Source organism: Streptomyces sp. NRRL WC-3605, from assembly GCF_001509795.1.
Taxonomy (GTDB): Bacteria; Actinomycetota; Actinomycetes; order Streptomycetales; family Streptomycetaceae; genus Streptomyces; species Streptomyces viridochromogenes.
In genome coordinates, this window is sequence record NZ_LLZN01000091.1 from 121672 (window position 1) to 139242 (window position 17571).

At 72.2% G+C, this 17571-nt stretch carries 12 protein-coding genes and 1 pseudogene; 8 read left to right on the forward strand and 5 right to left on the reverse strand.

All coding sequences use genetic code 11. The features are described from left to right. The first annotated feature begins 51 nt into the window (after positions 1 to 51). The 6 genes and pseudogenes from ADL34_RS29265 (at position 52) to ADL34_RS29290 (ending at position 6712) form a co-directional block, all read left to right on the forward strand. Positions 52 to 1251 carry a DUF4190 domain-containing protein gene (locus ADL34_RS29265; RefSeq protein WP_062668649.1) on the forward strand — a complete coding sequence of 400 codons (1200 nt, stop codon included), beginning with the start codon at positions 52 to 54 and terminating at the stop codon, positions 1249 to 1251. Between the two features lie 147 nt (positions 1252 to 1398). After that, on the forward strand, positions 1399 to 2151 hold the full coding sequence (locus ADL34_RS29270) for a GntR family transcriptional regulator (RefSeq protein WP_062668650.1): 753 nt from the start codon (positions 1399 to 1401) through the stop codon (positions 2149 to 2151). Positions 2152 to 2504: 353 nt separating this feature from the next. Continuing rightward, positions 2505 to 2696, forward strand: a pseudogene (locus ADL34_RS29275) (SPOR domain-containing protein). A gap of 28 nt (positions 2697 to 2724) precedes the next feature. Continuing rightward, complete coding sequence (locus tag ADL34_RS29280; protein WP_062668651.1) at positions 2725 to 3123, forward strand: (deoxy)nucleoside triphosphate pyrophosphohydrolase; 399 nt, start codon at positions 2725 to 2727, stop codon at positions 3121 to 3123. Positions 3124 to 3240: 117 nt separating this feature from the next. After that, positions 3241 to 3642, forward strand: a complete 402-nt coding sequence (locus ADL34_RS29285; protein WP_234375130.1) for an ATP-binding protein — start codon at positions 3241 to 3243, stop codon at positions 3640 to 3642. 307 nt (positions 3643 to 3949) lie between these two features. Next, positions 3950 to 6712 (forward strand): SpoIIE family protein phosphatase, encoded by a 2763-nt coding sequence (locus tag ADL34_RS29290; protein WP_062668653.1) that lies wholly within the window; start codon positions 3950 to 3952, stop codon positions 6710 to 6712. A 100-nt stretch (positions 6713 to 6812) separates the two neighbouring features. Here the strand turns inward: ADL34_RS29290 and ADL34_RS29295 are convergent, their stop codons facing one another. From ADL34_RS29295 to ADL34_RS29315, 5 genes are all read right to left on the reverse strand, one after another. Next, positions 6813 to 8399, reverse strand: coding sequence for a hypothetical protein (locus tag ADL34_RS29295; protein ID WP_234375131.1), 1587 nt, complete (start codon positions 8397 to 8399; stop codon positions 6813 to 6815). 72 nt (positions 8400 to 8471) lie between these two features. Then, on the reverse strand, positions 8472 to 9242 hold the full coding sequence (locus ADL34_RS29300) for a succinate dehydrogenase/fumarate reductase iron-sulfur subunit (RefSeq protein WP_062668655.1): 771 nt from the start codon (positions 9240 to 9242) through the stop codon (positions 8472 to 8474). Next, positions 9239 to 11182 (reverse strand): fumarate reductase/succinate dehydrogenase flavoprotein subunit, encoded by a 1944-nt coding sequence (locus ADL34_RS29305; protein WP_062668656.1) that lies wholly within the window; start codon positions 11180 to 11182, stop codon positions 9239 to 9241. Before ADL34_RS29305 ends, ADL34_RS29300 begins: the two co-directional genes overlap by 4 nt. Before the next feature lie 20 nt (positions 11183 to 11202). Next, complete coding sequence (locus ADL34_RS29310; protein WP_062668657.1) at positions 11203 to 12024, reverse strand: hypothetical protein; 822 nt, start codon at positions 12022 to 12024, stop codon at positions 11203 to 11205. 31 nt (positions 12025 to 12055) lie between these two features. Further along, positions 12056 to 12346, reverse strand: coding sequence for a hypothetical protein (locus ADL34_RS29315; protein ID WP_062668658.1), 291 nt, complete (start codon positions 12344 to 12346; stop codon positions 12056 to 12058). 352 nt (positions 12347 to 12698) lie between these two features. Between ADL34_RS29315 and ADL34_RS29320 the strand changes: the two genes are divergently transcribed. Together ADL34_RS29320 and typA are read left to right on the forward strand one after the other, a co-directional pair. Beyond that, positions 12699 to 14891, forward strand: a complete 2193-nt coding sequence (locus ADL34_RS29320; RefSeq protein ID WP_062668659.1) for an ABC transporter family substrate-binding protein — start codon at positions 12699 to 12701, stop codon at positions 14889 to 14891. A gap of 230 nt (positions 14892 to 15121) precedes the next feature. Continuing rightward, a complete protein-coding gene (gene typA / locus ADL34_RS29325; RefSeq protein WP_062668660.1) occupies positions 15122 to 17038 on the forward strand; it encodes a translational GTPase TypA in 1917 nt (638 codons plus the stop codon). Positions 17039 to 17571: the final 533 nt, after the last annotated feature.

The window sequence follows — 17571 nt, forward strand, 5'->3', positions numbered from 1 at the left end:
GCGCGCAGGCGTTCGCCGATCCCCGCCGCCCGAACCAGGAGCACGGTACCCGTGTCGATACCTCCGCCCTCCGGACCCCACCAGCCGTACGGGCCGCCGGAGCAGCCGCAGGGGCCGTACCCGCAAGGGCCGTACCCGCAGGGGCCGTCCGTGCCGCCGCCGTTCCCTTCTCCGTACGGATTTCCGTACGGCCCCTACGGGGGGCAGGCGCCGGTCAACGGTCTCGCGATCGGGTCCCTCGTGCTCGGCATCCTGTGCTTCGTGCCGGCCGTCGGACTGGTGCTCGGGCTGATCGCGCTCGCGCAGATCCGGAGGAAGGGCGAGCGCGGCAAGGGCATGGCGATCGCCGGGTCGGTGCTGTCGGCGGTGGGGCTGGCGCTGTGGGCGCTGATGCTGTCCACCGGCGCCGCATCCGACTTCTGGGACGGCTTCAAGGGCGCCGCGAGGGGTGACGGCAGCGCCTTCGCGCTCGACAAGGGCGACTGCTTCGACACCCCGTCGGGCACCCTGGAGGGGGAGACCTTCGAGGCGGAGAAGGTGCCCTGCGCCGGTGCGCACGACGGCGAGGTCTTCGCGGTGGTGACGCTGCCTGGCGGCCGCTACCCCGGCGAGGACGAGCTGTCCCGCACGGCCGACGACAAGTGCTATGCCCTCAGCGACGGTTACGCCATGGACACCTGGGGCGTGCCCGAGGACGTGGACGTCTACTACTTCATCCCCACCCCGCAGAGCTGGCGGTTCGGCGACCGGGAACTCACCTGCCTCTTCGGCAGCACCGAGAAGGACGGCCGGCTGACAGGCTCGCTGCGAGGCGACGCCACGACGCTCGACGCCGACCAGGTCGCCTTCCTGACCGCGGTCAACGCCGTCGACGCGGTGCTGTACGAGGAGCCGCAGGCGCACCCCGACGACGACCTCGCCGCGAACCAGGAATGGGCCCGTGACGTGCGGCGGGTGCTCGGCGAGCAGATCGCGGCGCTGCGCGGGCACCGCTGGCCGGACGGGGCGAAGAAGCCGGTGACCGAGCTGGTCGGGGAGATGGAGGACGCCCGCGCGGAGTGGGGGCGGGCGGCCGCGGCGAAGGACTCGGACACGTACTTCACGCACTACGAGAAGGGCTACGCGTACGTGGACGGCCCCACGACGGTCACCGCGCGCGAGGCCCTGGGCCTGGACACCACGGTGCCGCTCTACGAGGACGACTCCGACAGCGGCGGCGGGAGCGAGGACGCGGGCGATCTTCAGGTGTGAGCGCGGCTATAACGGGGAGAAAGTGCCTGCGTAAAGCCCTCCGCCGCCACAAGTCATCACATCGAGTGATTCTCTGGCCTTTGCTTGCACAGGACAACGCTTGGTTGCCACGCTGTTGCTGTCTGTACAACCTGATGGGAGCGGCCAGTGACTTTCGGTGAGCAGCCGGCGTATCTGCGTGTCGCGGGTGATCTCCGTAAGAAGATCGTCGACGGTTCACTCCCTCCGCACACCCGCCTCCCGTCCCAGGCCAGGATCCGTGAGGAGTACGGCGTCTCGGACACTGTCGCCCTGGAGGCGCGCAAGGTGCTCATGGCCGAGGGGCTGGTCGAGGGCCGCTCCGGCTCCGGGACCTATGTGCGCGAGCGGCCCGTGCCCCGCCGTATCGCCCGCTCCGGCTTCCGCCCGCCGAGCGGGGCCACCCCGTTCCGGCAGGAGCAGGCCGACGGCGATGTGCGCGGCACCTGGGAGTCCCGCAGCGAGCAGGCGGTGGCCAGCAGGGCCGTCGCCGAGCGGCTCGCCATCCGCCCGGGCGAGCGCGTGATGTGCACGCGGTATCTGTTCCGGGAGGCGGGTGAGCCCATGATGCTCTCCACCTCCTGGGAGCCCCTCGCCGTCACCGGCCGGACGCCCGTGATGCTGCCCGAGGAGGGCCCGCTCGGCGGCATGGGCGTCGTCGAGCGGATGGCCGCCATCGACGTCGTCGTGGACAACGTCACCGAGGAGGTCGGCGCCCGCCCCGGCCTCGCGGAGGAACTGCACGCGCTGGGCGGTGTCCCCGGCCATGTCGTCCTCGTCATCCAGCGCACCTACTACGCGTCGGGCCGCCCGGTGGAGACGGCGGACGTGGTGGTGCCGGCCGACCGCTACCGCGTCGCGTACCACTTGCCGGTCAAGTAGCGCGCGGGCGCGAGTGAAGTAGCGCACATCCTCCAGCCGTTGCCCGGCGCGGGGTGACAACACCCGCCCCGGCGCGCTCTGTTGCCTCGCGGTCGTTCCCGCAGGTCGCGCCGGGTTTCTTCGACATGCCCACCCAGTGGGCGCACCGCCTTGCGCGCACGGCGCGTTCTGCGTCGTGCGCCCCCTCCGGCTTGGCTGGTTGCGTACCTCTTTGTGAAAAGCCGTATTCGCTGCGTGAAGGTTAGGCGTAGGCTCGGGCATATGCGGATTGCGGTTTCCTCAGCGGGCGGGGCACGGCACAGGCCGCGAGCGTTATACGGGCGGCCGTGGGCGGGAAGGAGCAGTGGGGCGCGGTGAACGACAGCACGATCACTCTTCCCTAGCTCGTCGTCCGGCAGGACGACAACGGCAATCGCTATCGCGTGGGCCGGTACGCGACCCGGGCGGAGGCCGAGAAGATCGCGGACAGCCTCGACGGCCGTGGACACAAGCAGCTCTACTGGGTCGAGCGCATCACACCGAACGGCAGCGGCGCCGACCGCTGACCCGACGCGCTCCCGTAGGCTCCGGCGCATGACGGAACGGATCGTGGTCGGCGCCGCGCTGCTGGACGCGGGACGCCTGCTCGCCGCACGCCGGAGTGCGCCGGCGGACCTGGCCGGGCGCTGGGAGCTCCCCGGCGGCAAGGTCGAACCGGGCGAGGAGCCCGACGCGGCGCTCGCCCGCGAACTGCGCGAGGAACTCGGCGTGGACGCCGAGGTGATGGAGCGCGTCCCGGGCGTCTGGCCCCTGCGGGCCCCCTTCGTCCTCCATGTGTGGACGGCCCGCCTGCGGCCCGCCAGCCCGGCGCCCCAGCCCCTGGAGGACCACGACGACCTGCGCTGGCTCGACGCCGGCGAGCTGTGGGACGTCGACTGGCTGGAGCAGGACGTGCCCGCCGTCCGCGAGGTGGCCCGGCGGCTGACGTCCTGACGAACCCCTGCCCTTGACCCGCCCGGCGCGGTACTGTCGCCCGAATATCGGGTATGTGCCCATTAACCCCATGAAACCGGACATGGAGTGGCCCCCGCTGGCTGGGAAGTGATCGGCGTGCTCGACACCGATGGCGACTGCGCCGAATGGACCTTCCCCGCGGAGCCCGGTGCCGTCCGGGCGGCCCGCGAGGCCGTACGCGCCCGGCTGCGCGCCTGGGAGCTGGGCACCCTCGCCGACGTCGCGGCCCTCCTGGTCAGCGAACTCGTGACCAACTCCCTGCGGCACGCCACCGGTCCCATCGGGGTGCGCCTGGTGCGTCCCTCCGGGGACGACGGGGTGCTGCTCGTCGAGGTCTCCGACCCCCTGCCCGATCCGCCGCGCGCCCGCAGCGCCGCCGACGAGGACGAGAGCGGCCGCGGACTCCAGCTCGTGGCGCGCACCTCCCGCCGCTGGGGGACCCGGCCGGGACGCGGCACCGGCAAGACGGTCTGGTTCGAACTCGCGATCCCCCGCTGACGCCCCGCGGCCCACGCTCCGTCAGCACCCGGCCGGACGCCCTTCGTCAGCCCCCTGCCGGACGCCCTCCGTCCGCCCCGGACCACCGGCGGCCGGTTCCCGCCGGTGACGGGTGACCAAGGTCGTGATTCGAGGGCGTGTCCGCTGGTTAGAAGACTGGAAGTGTTTCCGCGGCGGGGACCGAAAAGCATCGGGACCGTGCTGTGATCGTGAACACCGTGTTGTGCGGGGCCGTAGTGCTGGATACTGCGGGCAGCCGCCGCCGGTGACCGGTGCCGGACGCGGTGAGCTGGAGGGGACGGTTCGCGTGAGCGAGATACCAGCGAAGGCGACGGAGTCCGAGGACCCGTCGAACAAGGGCGGGGCGAGGGCCGCCGGGGATCTCTCCGACGCTCGCGCCTCCCACGGCACACCCGCCTCACACGGCACACCCGCCTCCCACGGCACACCCGTCTCCGCCGAGGCCGCCCCGGCCGGTGCACCGGACGCCCGCGCACCCCACGGCCCGCAGGACCCGGACACGACCGCGTTCGGCTCCGAGGAGCCGCGCCCGGGCGAGCCGCTGTGGCAGAGCAAGCCGCCCGGTTCGATCTACGACTACATCAAGGTCGCGTCCTTCTCCATCGGCCCCGACGGCCTGGTCGACCAGTGGAGTCTGCGCGCCGAGCAGGTCTTCGGCATCCCCGCCGAGCGCGCGGTCGGCATGGACCCCATCGAGGCGTTCATCGACCCCGACCTGCGCGCGCAGGGCCAGCGGAAGATGGCCGAGATCCTGGACGGGCGCGAGTGGACCGGCGTGGTCCCCTTCCGGGTGCCGGACGGCGCCGAGGACGGCGGCCGGGGCAGGGACGGCCTCGCCGAGGTGTACGTCATGCCGACGCGGACCGAGGAGGGGGAGAAGGCCGCCGTCTGCATCGTCGTCGACGTCCGGACCCTGCGCCGGATGGAGACCGACCTCGCCGCCTCGCAGGCCATTTTCGGTCAATCTCCCTTCGGGTTCCTGCTGATCGACACCGATCTGCGGGTGCGCCGCGCCAACCAGCGCTTCGCCTCCCTGTTCGGCGGCGCCCCCGACGACCACCGTGGCCGGGGCGTCCACGACTACCTCGCCCGGCCCGAGGCCGAGCGGGTCGCGGCCACCCTGCGCCGCGTCCTGGAGAGCGGCGACTCCATCACCGACATGCACGTCACCGGCTTCCTGCCGGGCTCCGACGAGCGCCGCCACTGGTCCGTCAACCTCTACCGGGTGCACAGCGGCAGCGGCCGTCCCATCGGCATCGCCTGGCTGGGCATCGACATCACCGCCCGGCGCGCCGCCGCCCGCGAGGCGGCCGCCGCCCGGCGCAACCTCGCCCTGCTGAACGACGCCGGCGCCCGCATCGGCAACTCCCTCGACCTGGAGACCACGGCCCGCGAACTCCTCGACGTCGTGGTGCCCGGCTTCTGCGACCTCGCCACCGTCGACCTCTACCAGGGGCTGCTGGCCGGTGACGAGACGCCGCCCGGACTCGCCGACGGCAGCGCGGAACTGCGCCGGGTCGCCTTCTCCAGCGCCGTCTCCGACGCGCCCTTCGTGGGCGGCGGCGCCGAGGTCGCCGTCGGCGGCGTGCACCACTACCCGTTCAACTCGCCCTGCGCGGACGCCCTGCGCACGGCCCGCGTACAGCACGTGCCCGGCGAGGAGGGCGGGCTCGTGCAGTCCACGCTCGCCGTGCCGATGGTCGCCCACGACACCGTCGTCGGACTCGCCCAGTTCGCCCGGACGAAGGGCAGCGAGCCGTTCGGGGACCGCGACCGCGAACTCGCCGTGGAACTCGCGGCCCGCGCGGCGGTCTGCATCGACAACGCCCGCCTGTACCGGCGCGAGCACGAACGCGCCCTGATACTGCAGCGGTCGCTGCTGCCGCCCGGCGACCCGGTCGCCGCCGGACTCGACATCGCCTGCCGCTATCTGCCCGGCAACGCCTCCTCCGACCGGCACAGCGAGGTGGGCGGCGACTGGTTCGACGTCATCGAACTGCCCGGCCACCGCACCGCGCTGGTCGTCGGCGACGTGATGGGGCGCGGGCTGCGCGCCGCCGTCGCGATGGGCGAACTGCGCTCCGCCGTACGGACGCTGGCACTGCTGGACCTCGAACCGGCCGAGGTGCTGTCCGCGCTCGACGAGATCGCGCGCGGGCTCGGCGCCCCCGGCGGGGTGCAGCAGGCCACCCGCGCGGCGCGCCGGCCCCGCGAGGCGGACCTGTCCGAGGTGTACCTCGCCACCTGCGTGTACGCCGTCTACGACTCGGTGACCCGGCGCTGCACCTTCGCCAACGCCGGGCATCTGCCGCCGGTCCTCGTCGAGCCCGGCGAGGACGCGCTGATGCTGGACGTGCCGCCGGGGATGCCGCTCGGCGTCGGCGGCGAGCCGTTCGAGGAGGTGGAGGTCGAACTGCCCGAGGGCGCCCTGCTGGCGCTCTACACGGATGGACTGGTCGAGTCGCGCGACCATCCCCTGGACGAGGGGCTCCAGGCGTTCGTGGGCGCGCTCACCGACCCGTCGAGGCCGCTGGAGGACGTGTGCGACCACGTCCTCAACACCCTCGACACCCATCACGGCGAGGACGACATCGCGCTGCTGATGGCCCGTGTGCAGGGGCTGCCCGCCGACTCGGTCGGCGACTGGACGCTGCCGCGCGAGCCGCGCAGCGTGGGGCGCGCCCGCGAGTACGCCCGCGCCCGGCTGCAGTCGTGGGACCTGGAGGCGCTGGTCGACACCACCGAACTCCTCGTCAGCGAACTGGTCACCAACGCGCTGCGCTACGGCGAGGGCGAGATCCGGCTCCGCCTGCTCCTGGACCGCACGCTGGTGTGCGAGGTCTGGGACGCCGGCCTGGTCCAGCCGCGCCGCCGCCGCGCCCGCGACACGGACGAGGGCGGCCGCGGTCTCCAGCTGGTCGGCCTGCTCAGCGCGGCCTGGGGCTCCCGCCGTACACCGCGCGGCAAGACGGTCTGGTTCGAACTCCCGCTCCCCGACGGCGAAACCACCCTGACCGACCCGGCCGAGGCCCTCCTGAGCCTCTTCTGACCCTGGCCCCCTCCACTCCGGCCCGCCCGGTTCGGGGCGCCGGGGTCGAGATGGCGCCGGACGCCCCGCTCGGGAGTAGCCGTCCCGAGCCACGCCCCGGTCACCCCTGCTCGTCCACCTCGCGGCGTCGGCCGGAGGTCCGGGGGCCGCCGTAGCTCCCTGGTGTGGGGTGCAGGGCGCCGACGGCCGCGGCCGTCAGGTCGGGGGTCGGCTCGGGTGGGTGGCCGTGGAGGCGGATGTCCTCGTCGGCCAGGTCGCGGGCCTCCTCGGCCAGCGCGTCGGCCGTCACCAGGTCGGCCAGGTCCTCCACGCGCTCGCAGCGGCGGGCCTCCGCCAGGCGGGTGCGGGCCGCGCACCCCACCACCGCCCCGTGCGTCGCCACGACGTCGTCCGCCCCCGCGACGGCCGCCCGCGCGCAGAGGGCGGCGGCGGCCGGGAGCACCCCGGCACGCCCGGCGGCCAGGGGTGCCACGGCCCGCACGATCCGCCGCAGCAACCCCAGCGGGTCGTACGGCCGTCCCGAGGCCAGCTCCTGCCGTACGCCCGCCAGGACGACGTCGGCGTGGCCCGCGCGGGCGCGCAGCTCGCCCGGCGTGACGTCCGGGTGGGCGGCGGTCTCCCCGGCGAGGGCCCGTCGGGCGCCGGCGATCTCCGCCTCCGCGCCGGTCAGCGCGGCCGGTACCAGCTCCGCGGCCGCCGCGAGGTCCCGGCGCAGCCGTTCGACGCCGTCGATGAGGATCCCGGCCTGGGCGACGGCGCCCTCGGCGGCCCGCAGGCGGCTCGCCGCCCGCCCGACGTCCCCGGCGTCGGCGGCCTGCCGGGCGAGGTTCAGACGGGTGGTCGCGAACACCAGGCGGTCCTTGGCCTGTTCGACGTTCCCCACGACCGTGGAGGCCGCCGAGGCGGCGTAGCGCTCGCCGAGGTCGCGGAGGGTCGCGTCTGCGTCCCCGGTCCGTGCGGTCAGGCCCCGGAACCGGCCCTCCGCGACGGCCAGGGCGGCCCCCAGCCCGCCGCCCGGTCCCTCCTCGAGGCGCCGCAGCGTGTCGAAGGCGGCGGCCCGCACGTCCAGCAGCCGCCCCGCCTCCTCGCACCGCCCGACGACACCCGCCAGCGCGTGCCGGCGGGCCGCGTCCTCCTCGGGGACCCCGTGCTCGTACCGCCAGCGGATGCGGAAGGCCGCCGCCAGTTCGGTCTCGGCCTCCCGCAGGGCCCGCCGGACGTCCTCGATCTCCTCCGGCGGCCCGTCCTCGAACCGGGCCTCGGCGAACCCCAGCTCCTCACGGCCGACCCGCACCCACCCGTCCGCGCGGACCAGCGCGTCCCGGGCCCGCTCGTCCAGCTCCTCGTCAGGTGGTTCCGCGCCCGGCACCGGCGCCCCACCGGGGGTCGTACGCCCCGTGGCCCGCCGTCTGCGCCGCCAGAACCCGAAGCTCGCCAGCGCCCCCGCCGCGACCACGGCGATCATGGGGAGCACGAGATCGGCGGTGTGCGTGCCCCGGTCGTCCCGCTGGCCGAGCGCGCCCGCCACCGGCCGGTGCGGCCCGCCGCCCACCGTGCCGCCGGCCGCCGTGCCGGGCAGTACCAGCCACGCCACCCCGATCAGCGCGCCCAGCAGGGAGTGCGCCACGCGCGCGGATATGTGCGCGCGGGAGCGCCGCGGCCGGCCCCGGATCAAGGATGACGTCACATTCCGGAGCGTATGAGCAGGTATGCGCCCGCGCGACCGGGATGCGTCAGGGGAGGTGCGGGCGCGCCCCCACTACGAGGACCGCCTCCTGATCTTCGAGCCCAGCCACACCAGCGGGTCGTACTTGCGGTCCACGGCCCGTTCCTTCAGCGGGATGAGCGCGTTGTCCGTGATCTTGATGCCCTCGGGGCACACCTCGGTGCAGCACTTGGTGATGTTGCAGTACCCGAGGCCGTGCTCGTCCTGCGCCGTCCTCTTGCGGTCCAGCCCGCTCTCGGCGGCCGCGTCCAGCGGGTGCATGTCCAGCTCGGCGACGCGCATCAGGAAGCGGGGCCCGGCGAAGGCCGGCTTGTTCTCCTCGTGGTCGCGCACCACATGGCAGGTGTCCTGGCACAGGAAGCACTCGATGCACTTGCGGAACTCCTGCGAGCGGTCCACGTCCTCCTGCATCATCCGGTACTCGCCGGGGGCCACGCCCTCCGGCGGCACGAACGCGGGCACCTGCCGGGCCTTGTCGTAGTTGAAGCCGACGTCCGTCACCAGGTCCCGTACGACCGGGAAGGCCCGCAGCGGGGTGACGGTGATCGTCTCCTCGCGGGTGAACACCGACATCCGGGTCATGCACATCAGCCGCGGCCGCCCGTTGATCTCGGCCGAGCACGAGCCGCACTTGCCCGCCTTGCAGTTCCAGCGGACGGCCAGGTCGGGCGCCTGGGTGGCCTGGAGGCGGTGGATGATGTCGAGGACGACCTCGCCGTCGTTCACCTCGACGGCGAAGTCCTCCAGGGCGCCGCCTTGCACGTCCCCCCGCCACACCCTGAAGCGGGCCTCGTAGCTGCTCACTGGTAGAGCTCCTCTTCGGCGAGGTACTTGACCAGCTCCTCCTTCTCGAAGAGGGCGAGCAGGTCCTGTCGGACGGGTTCGGTGGTCTCCCGGACGAGGTCGATCTGGCCGCGCTCGGGGTCGGTGGCCGCGAGGCCGCCCGTCGGGTCGGTGAGACGGCACAGCAGATTGATGTTGCGCCACCGGCGGTCCATGTCCGGATGGTCCTCGCGGGTGTGGCCGCCGCGCGACTCGGTGCGCTCCAGCGCCGCCCGCGCCACGCACTCGCTGACCAGCAGCATGTTCCGCAGGTCCAGCGCGAGGTGCCAGCCCGGGTTGAACTGCCGGTGCCCCTCGACCCCGGCCCGCCGCGCCCGCACCCGCAGCTCGGCCAGCTTCTCCAGCGCCTGCTCCATCTCGGCCTCGCGGCGGATGATGCCGACCAGGTCGTTCATGGCCTGCTGCAGTTCCTGGTGCAGGGTGTACGGGTTCTCCGGCGGGCGCCCGGCGTCCGCGGACCCGGCCGGCCCCTCCGCCGAGAAGGGCCGCAGCGCCTCCGCCGCCGCGTTGTCGATCTGCACGTCGCCGACTCCGGGGCGCTCGAACGCCTGGGCGGCCGCGTGCTCGGCGGCGTGCCAGCCCGCCCGGCGCCCGAAGACCAGCAGGTCGGAGAGCGAGTTGCCGCCCAGCCGGTTGGAGCCGTGCATCCCGCCGGCCACCTCACCGGCCGCGAACAGCCCCGGCACCCCGCGGGCCGCCGCCGTGTCCGAGTCGACCGCGATCCCGCCCATGACGTAGTGGCAGGTAGGCCCGACCTCCATCGCCTCGGCGGTGATGTCGACGTCCGCCAGCTCCTTGAACTGGTGGTACATCGACGGCAGCCGGCGCCGGATCACCTCGGCGGGCATCCGCGTGGACACGTCCAGGAAGACCCCGCCGTGCGGGGAGCCCCGGCCCGCCTTCACCTCGGCGTTGATCGCGCGGGCGACCTCGTCGCGGGGGAGCAGCTCGGGAGGGCGCCGGTTGTTGTCCGGGTCCTCGTACCAGCGGTCGCCCTCCTCCTCCGACTCCGCGTACTTCTCCTTGAAGACGTCGGGGACGTAGTCGAACATGAACCGCTTGCCCTCGGAGTTGCGCAGCACCCCGCCGTCGCCGCGCACCGACTCGGTGACCAGGATGCCCTTCACCGACGGCGGCCAGACCATCCCCGTCGGGTGGAACTGCACGAACTCCATGTTCAGCAGCGGCGCCCCGGCGAGCAGCGCCAGCGCGTGCCCGTCGCCGGTGTACTCCCACGAGTTCGACGTCACCTTGAAGGACTTGCCGATGCCGCCGGTCGCGATGACCACGGACGGGGCCTCCAGGACGAAGAAGCGGCCGGTCTCCCGCTCGTAGGCGAAGACGCCGGAGACGCGGCTGCCGTCCTTCAGGATCCGGGTGACCGTGCACTCCTGATAGACCTTCAGCCGCGACTCGTAGTCCCCGGTCTCCTTCTTGTCCTCCTGCTGGAGCGAGACGATCTTCTGCTGGAGGGTGCGGATCAGCTCCAGGCCGGTGCGGTCGCCGACGTGCGCGAGGCGCGGGTACTCGTGCCCGCCGAAGTTGCGCTGCGAGATCCGGCCGTCCTTCGTACGGTCGAAGAGCGCGCCCCAGGTCTCCAGCTCCCACACCCGCTGCGGGGCCTCCTGGGCGTGCAGCTCGGCCATCCGCCACTGGTTGAGGAACTTTCCGCCGCGCATGGTGTCGCGGAAGTGCACCTGCCAGTTGTCGTGCTCGTTGGCGTTGGCCATGGCCGCCGCGATACCGCCCTCGGCCATCACGGTGTGTGCCTTGCCGAACAGCGACTTGCAGATCACGGCCGTACGGGCGCCCCGCTCCCGCGCCTCGATCGCCGCGCGGAGGCCGGCGCCCCCGGCACCGACCACGACGACGTCCCACTCCTGCCGGTCGACCACGGACATGTGTTCAGTCCCCACCAAATCTAGAAGAAGCGCGGATCGTCGAAGACCCCGGACGCGACGAGATAGACGTAGAAGTCGGCGAGCGCGACGCTCACCAGCGACGCCCAGGCGAGCTGCATGTGACGGGCGTTGAGCTTCCCGATCCACTGCCACATGCGGTAGCGCACGGGATGCTTGGAGAAGTGCTTGAGCTTGCCGCCGACGATGTGCCGGCAGGAGTGGCAGGAGAGGGTGTACGCCCAGATCAGCGCGATGTTGGCGAGGAAGACGAGGGTGCCGAGGCCCATGTGGCCCCAGGCGTAGGTCTCGTCGCGGAAGGCGAGCACCGTGTCGTACGTCAGGATGCCGGCGACCAGCAGCGCCGCGTAGAAGAAGTACCGGTGGACGTTCTGCAGGATCAGCGGGAAGCGGGTCTCACCGGAGTACTTCGCGTGCGGTTCCGCGACCGCGCAGGCGGGGGGCGACATCCAGAACCCCCGGTAGTACGCCTTGCGGTAGTAGTAGCAGGTCAGCCGGAAGCCCAGCGGGAAGATCAGGATGATGATCGCCGGCGAGATCCCCCACCAGCTCCCGAAGAGCTCCCAGTTCGGCCCGCCGCGCATCGGCTCGCAGTTCTCCGCGAGGCAGGGCGAGTAGAAGGGGGACACGTACGGCGCCGCGTAGTAGTCCGCGTTCGCGAAGGCCCGCCAGGTCGAGTACACGATGAACGCCAGCAGACCGGCCGCGGTGGCGGCGGGGGCCAGCCACCAGCGGTCGGCCCGCAGGTGCGGGGCGTCGATCGCGGCGCGGGTACCGGTGCGTACGCCGCCGCTGTTCAGATGGGGTTCCGTACCAGTGGCCAATGCATGACTCCGGTCGGGTCAGGGGGTCGGATCAGGGGGCGCGGCGGTCCCGGGCGCCGAGACCCTCGTCGTCCGTGTCGATCCACAGCGAGTCGTCGTACGGCGTGTCGGGGATGGTGACGAGCTCCGGCCTGCGCGGGGCCGCCGGGCTCGCCGCGGCCTCCCGCAGCAGCGCGACGCTCTCGCGCAGATGGTTGGCGTCGGTGCGCACGCGGCGCATCTCCAGCCCGGCCGTGCCGAGCTGCTTCTCCAGGCGGCCCACGGACCGCGCCAGGTCGTCCAGGCAGCGCTGGACGGCGATCAAGTCGTCGTGCACGGACATGACGTGACCTCACTTCCGTGGGCCCTGCGGCCCTGGGTGGCAACGTTCATGCGCCTGCGAGTGTTGCGCGTCACACCAGCCTCTGTGAAGTCGTGTGCAGCGATTGGCGGATTGCGCGCCGTCGGCGCGCGCTCGCACGCGCTCTGTGTGCGCCGGGGGATCGAAGGAGTGTGCGGGGCGCTGTGCTCCGCACGGGTGGCCTTGCGTGCCCCTGGCGCCGTGTCGTCTGCGCCTGGCGAACCCTTTCCTCTTCAGTGGGGTGCCGTAGATCTGATCAGCACCAAAATACCGCCAAACGTGATCAGAACGCACTAATTGTCACCGGCGGGAGCCGCTCCCCGGAGGTACGCAGATGTCCCACGACGGCGTCGGAACCAGGCCCGGCCGCGGCGCGGTCATGCGCGCTGCCGCCTTCCTCACCACGGGGGTGCTGGCGTTGCCGGTGCTCGCCGGCTGCAGCGACCCGGACCCGGCGGGCAAGCCGCTGGCCGGTCAGGACGTCGCCCCGGCCGCTCGGGCGCGGATCGCCGACGGCGGCACCCTGCGCTGGGCGGTCGACTCCGTGCCGGAGACGTTGAACACCTTCCAGTCGGACGCCGACGCCACCACCTCCCGGATCGCCCAGGCCACGCTGCCCTCGATGTACCGGCTCGACGAGAGCGGGCGCCCCGAGCGCAACGAGGCGTACCTGGAGTCCGCCGAGGTCGTGGAGACCGAGCCCAAGCAGGTCGTGCTCTACAAGCTGAACCAGCAGGCCGTCTGGAGCGACGGCCGGGAGATCGGCGCCGCCGACTTCGCCGCCCAGTGGCGTGCCCTGTCCGGCAAGGACAGCGCCTACTGGACCGCCCGCAACGCCGGCTACGACCGCATCCAGAAGATCGAGCGCGGCGACAACGACCTGGAGGTGCGGGTCACCTTCGCCCGCTCGTACGCGGACTGGCGGTCGCTGTTCTCGCCGCTGTATCCGAAGGAGGTCATGGGCACGCCGGACTCCTTCAACGACGGGGCGCGGACCAGGCTCAAGGTCAGCGCCGGGCCGTTCACCGTCCGGAAGATCGACCGCAAGGGCGACGAGATCCGGCTCACCCGCAACCCCCGCTGGTGGGGCGAGCCCGCGAAGCTGAACGAGATCGTGCTGCGCGCCGTGCCCCGCGACGAGCGGGCCACCGAGCTGGCCGCCGGGCGCCTCGACCTCGCCGACGTCGACCCGGCCGCCGCCCGGCGTATCGCGATCGCCGCCCCGCGCCCCGAGAACCCCTCGGCCAGCCCCTCCGGCACCCCGCTGATGGGCCCCGACCTGAAGAAGCTGACGCCCGCGCAGCGCAAGGACAAGGAGCGTTTCCACGGCTTCGAGATCCGCAAGTCGCTCGAGCCCTCCTACACCCAGCTCGCGCTCAACGGCGGCGGCGACGGACCGCTCGCCGACGAGCGGGTGCGCCGGGCCGTGGCCCGCGCCCTGGACCGGGAGAAGCTGGCCGAGACGGTCCTGCGGCCGCTCGGGCTGCCCGCCGAGCCGGTCGGCAGCCACCTCGCCCTGTCCGGACAGGCCGCCTACGCCGACAACAGCGGGGCCATCGGCGGCCAGGACACCGCGGAGGCGCAGGCGCTCCTCGCGGACGCCGGCTGGGTGCCGGGCGGACCGGTGAAGGAGAAGAAGAAGGGCGAGAAGGCCGCCGGCAGCGAGGCCGACAAGACCGGCGGGTCCGCGAAGAAGGAGAAGGACAAGGACAAGGACTCCGGGGAGAAGACGGAGAAGGCCAAGAAGGACGGCGAGAAGGACGGCGAGTCCAAGTCCGGCAAGAAATCCGACGACGACACCTACATCGTCGGCGAGGACGACAAGGGCGCCGACGAGCAGGACGGCCGCCCGCTCGCCCAGGACGGCAAGCAGTACGGCGGCATGCAGCTGTCCGGCGGTGCGCCCGGGGCGTACGCCCCGCAGGGCACGGCCGCTCCCGCGGGCGCCGCGACCCGCCAGCTCGCCAAGGACGGCAAGGCGCTGACGCTGCGCTTCGTCGTGCCGGACGGCGAGGGGTCGGGGACCCTGCGCACGGTGGCGGACCGGATCGGCCTCATGCTGAAGCGGGTCGGCATCCGCACCGAGGTCACCAAGGTCTCGGACGAGAGCTACTTCAAGGACCACATCGCGTCCGGCCAGTACGACCTCGCCCTCTACTCCTGGCCCGGCTCCGCCTTCCCCGCGACCGACGCCCGGCCGATCTACGCCAAGCCGGTCCCGGCCGCCGACGGCTCGCTGAACGTCGAGCAGAACTACACGAGGGTCGGCACCGACCAGGTGGACCAGCTCTTCGAGCAGGCGGTCAGCACGCTCGACGAGTCCGAGTCCCGGTCCCTGATCCGCAAGGCGGACTCCCGCATCTGGGCCGCGGCCGGCTCGATCCCCCTCTACCAGCGGCCCCAGCTGACGGCCGCGCGCACGGACCTCGCCAACGCGGGCGCCTTCGGGTTCACAGCCCCGGTCTTCGAGGACATGGGCTTCCTGAAGAAGGGCGCGAAGGGCCAGCCGGCCCCCTCCGCCTCGTAGTCCCCTTCCTCGGGAGCCGCTCACGGGCGCCGCACGGGCCGATCCGGCCCCAGCGGCGCCCTTCGCGTTCCCCAAAGCGGTGCTGACCTGCGCCGTCACATCCCGCCAAGCCCCGGTGGCCGCGGCCCCGTACGATGGGGTAAGGCCGTGGCATGTTCCGCCCGGCAGGGCCCGCGTAACACAGACGTACGCAGCAGGGCCGTCCTCACACTCCGGGAGTACGCCACAACATGGCTGTGACCGCAACACGTCACGACATCCGCAACGTCGCCATCGTCGCCCACGTCGACCACGGCAAGACCACCATCGTCGACGGCATGCTGAAGCAGGCCGGTGCCTTCGCCGCCCACCAGCTCGACTCGGTCGACGACCGCATGATGGACTCGAACGACCTGGAGCGTGAGAAGGGCATCACGATCCTCGCCAAGAACACGGCGGTGAAGTACCACCCCAAGGACGGCGGGGACCCGATCACGATCAACATCATCGACACCCCCGGCCACGCCGACTTCGGTGGCGAGGTCGAGCGCGGTCTGTCGATGGTCGACGGTGTGGTGCTGCTCGTCGACGCCTCCGAGGGCCCGCTCCCGCAGACCCGCTTCGTGCTGCGCAAGGCCCTCCACGCCCGGCTGCCGATCATCCTCTGCATCAACAAGACCGACCGCCCGGACGCCCGGATCGACGAGGTCGTCAACGAGACCTACGACCTATTCCTTGACCTGGACGCGGACGAGGAGCAGATCGAGTTCCCGATCGTCTACGCCTGCGGCCGTGACGGCATCGCCTCGCTGACCAAGCCGGCCGACGGCACCGTCCCGGAGGACTCCACCAGCCTGGAGCCGTTCTTCTCGACGATCCTCCAGCACATCCCGGCCCCGACCTACGACGAGGAAGCCCCCCTCCAGGCGCACGTCACCAACCTGGACGCCGACAACTTCCTCGGCCGTATCGCGCTGCTGCGCGTCCACCAGGGCGAGCTGAAGAAGGGGCAGACCGTCGCGTGGATGAAGCGCGACGGCTCCGTCACCAACGTGCGCATCTCCGAGCTGATGATGACCGAGGCGCTCACCCGCAAGCCGGCCGAGAAGGCGGGCCCGGGTGACATCTGCGCGGTCGCCGGTATCCCGGACATCATGATCGGCGAGACGCTGGCCGACCCCGAGAACCCGGTGCCGCTGCCGCTCATCACGGTCGACGAGCCCGCGATCTCCATGGTCATCGGTACCAACACCTCGCCGCTGGTCGGCCGGGGCGGCACCGGCAAGGGCGCCGACGCCAAGGCGGCCGTCAAGGACCGCAAGGTCACCGCCCGCCAGGTCAAGGACCGCCTCGACCGCGAGCTGATCGGCAACGTCAGCCTCCGCGTCCTGGACACCGAGCGCCCCGACGCCTGGGAGGTGCAGGGCCGCGGCGAGCTGGCGCTGGCCATCCTGGTCGAGCAGATGCGCCGCGAGGGCTTCGAGCTGACCATCGGCAAGCCGCAGGTGGTCACCAAGGAGGTCGAAGGCAAGACCTACGAGCCGGTCGAGCGCATGACCATCGACGTGCCCGAGGAGCACATGGGCGCCGTCACGCAGCTGATGGGCGTCCGCAAGGGCCGTATGGACAACATGTCCAACCACGGCTCCGGCTGGGTGCGCCTGGAGTTCGTCGTGCCCTCCCGCGGTCTCATCGGCTTCCGTACCGAGTTCCTGACCCAGACCCGCGGCACGGGTATCGCCCACTCGATCCACGAGGGCCACGAGCCCTGGTTCGGGACGCTGACGACCCGCAACAACGGCTCCCTGGTCGCCGACCGCGCCGGTGCCGTCACCGCGTTCGCGATGACGAACCTCCAGGAGCGCGGCGTGCTCTTCGTCGAGCCCGGCACCGAGGTGTACGAGGGCATGATCGTCGGCGAGAACTCCCGCGCCGACGACATGGACGTCAACATCACCAAGGAGAAGAAGCTCACCAACATGCGGTCGTCCACGGCCGACGTGGCCGAGTCGATCGTCCCGCCGCGCAAGCTGTCGCTGGAGCAGTCCCTGGAGTTCTGCCGCGACGACGAGTGCGTCGAGGTGACTCCGGAGGCCGTCCGCATCCGCAAGGTGAACCTGGACGCCCGCGAGCGCGCCCGCGCCGCGAGCCGCGCCAAGCACGGCTGACGCACGCTCTGACGGCACCGGACGGCCCCTGCCGGGGGTGTCCGGTGCCGTCGTGCGTCCGGGGCCGGTGAGAGGCCTACGGGAACGGCATAGGGAAAACCCTTGAATCCCTGGTGAGATGCCGGAGAACGGGACAGGTCGCACTATCCTGCCCGCAAGCGGCGGCGGTGCGACTGCCGGTAACCGCGGGTCCGGTGACGGACCGTGCGGGCCGTCCCGCCGGACTGTGGCGGAGGACACGACGCCCCGCGGGCACCCTCCCTTTTCGGCGGGTGAGCGGCAAGCGATTTTCGAGACGGCTGTCCGCTATTCGGACGCCTCGCTCCGATAGATGTGTAACAAGTCCGTTTCGTAGTGATCTCTCGCCAAACCCTTTGTCCGGATTTTGGAAGACCTGGCCCCTATCTGTGATCGAACCGAGACCTCGAGACTGTGGTTCGTCGCGTGGCCGATGGCAGATAGTTAGGCGCGTAGAGCTCGTCTGAACGGGTCACGCGCTGACTGCGCCGACTCTCGAGCGCGGGGGGCACCTG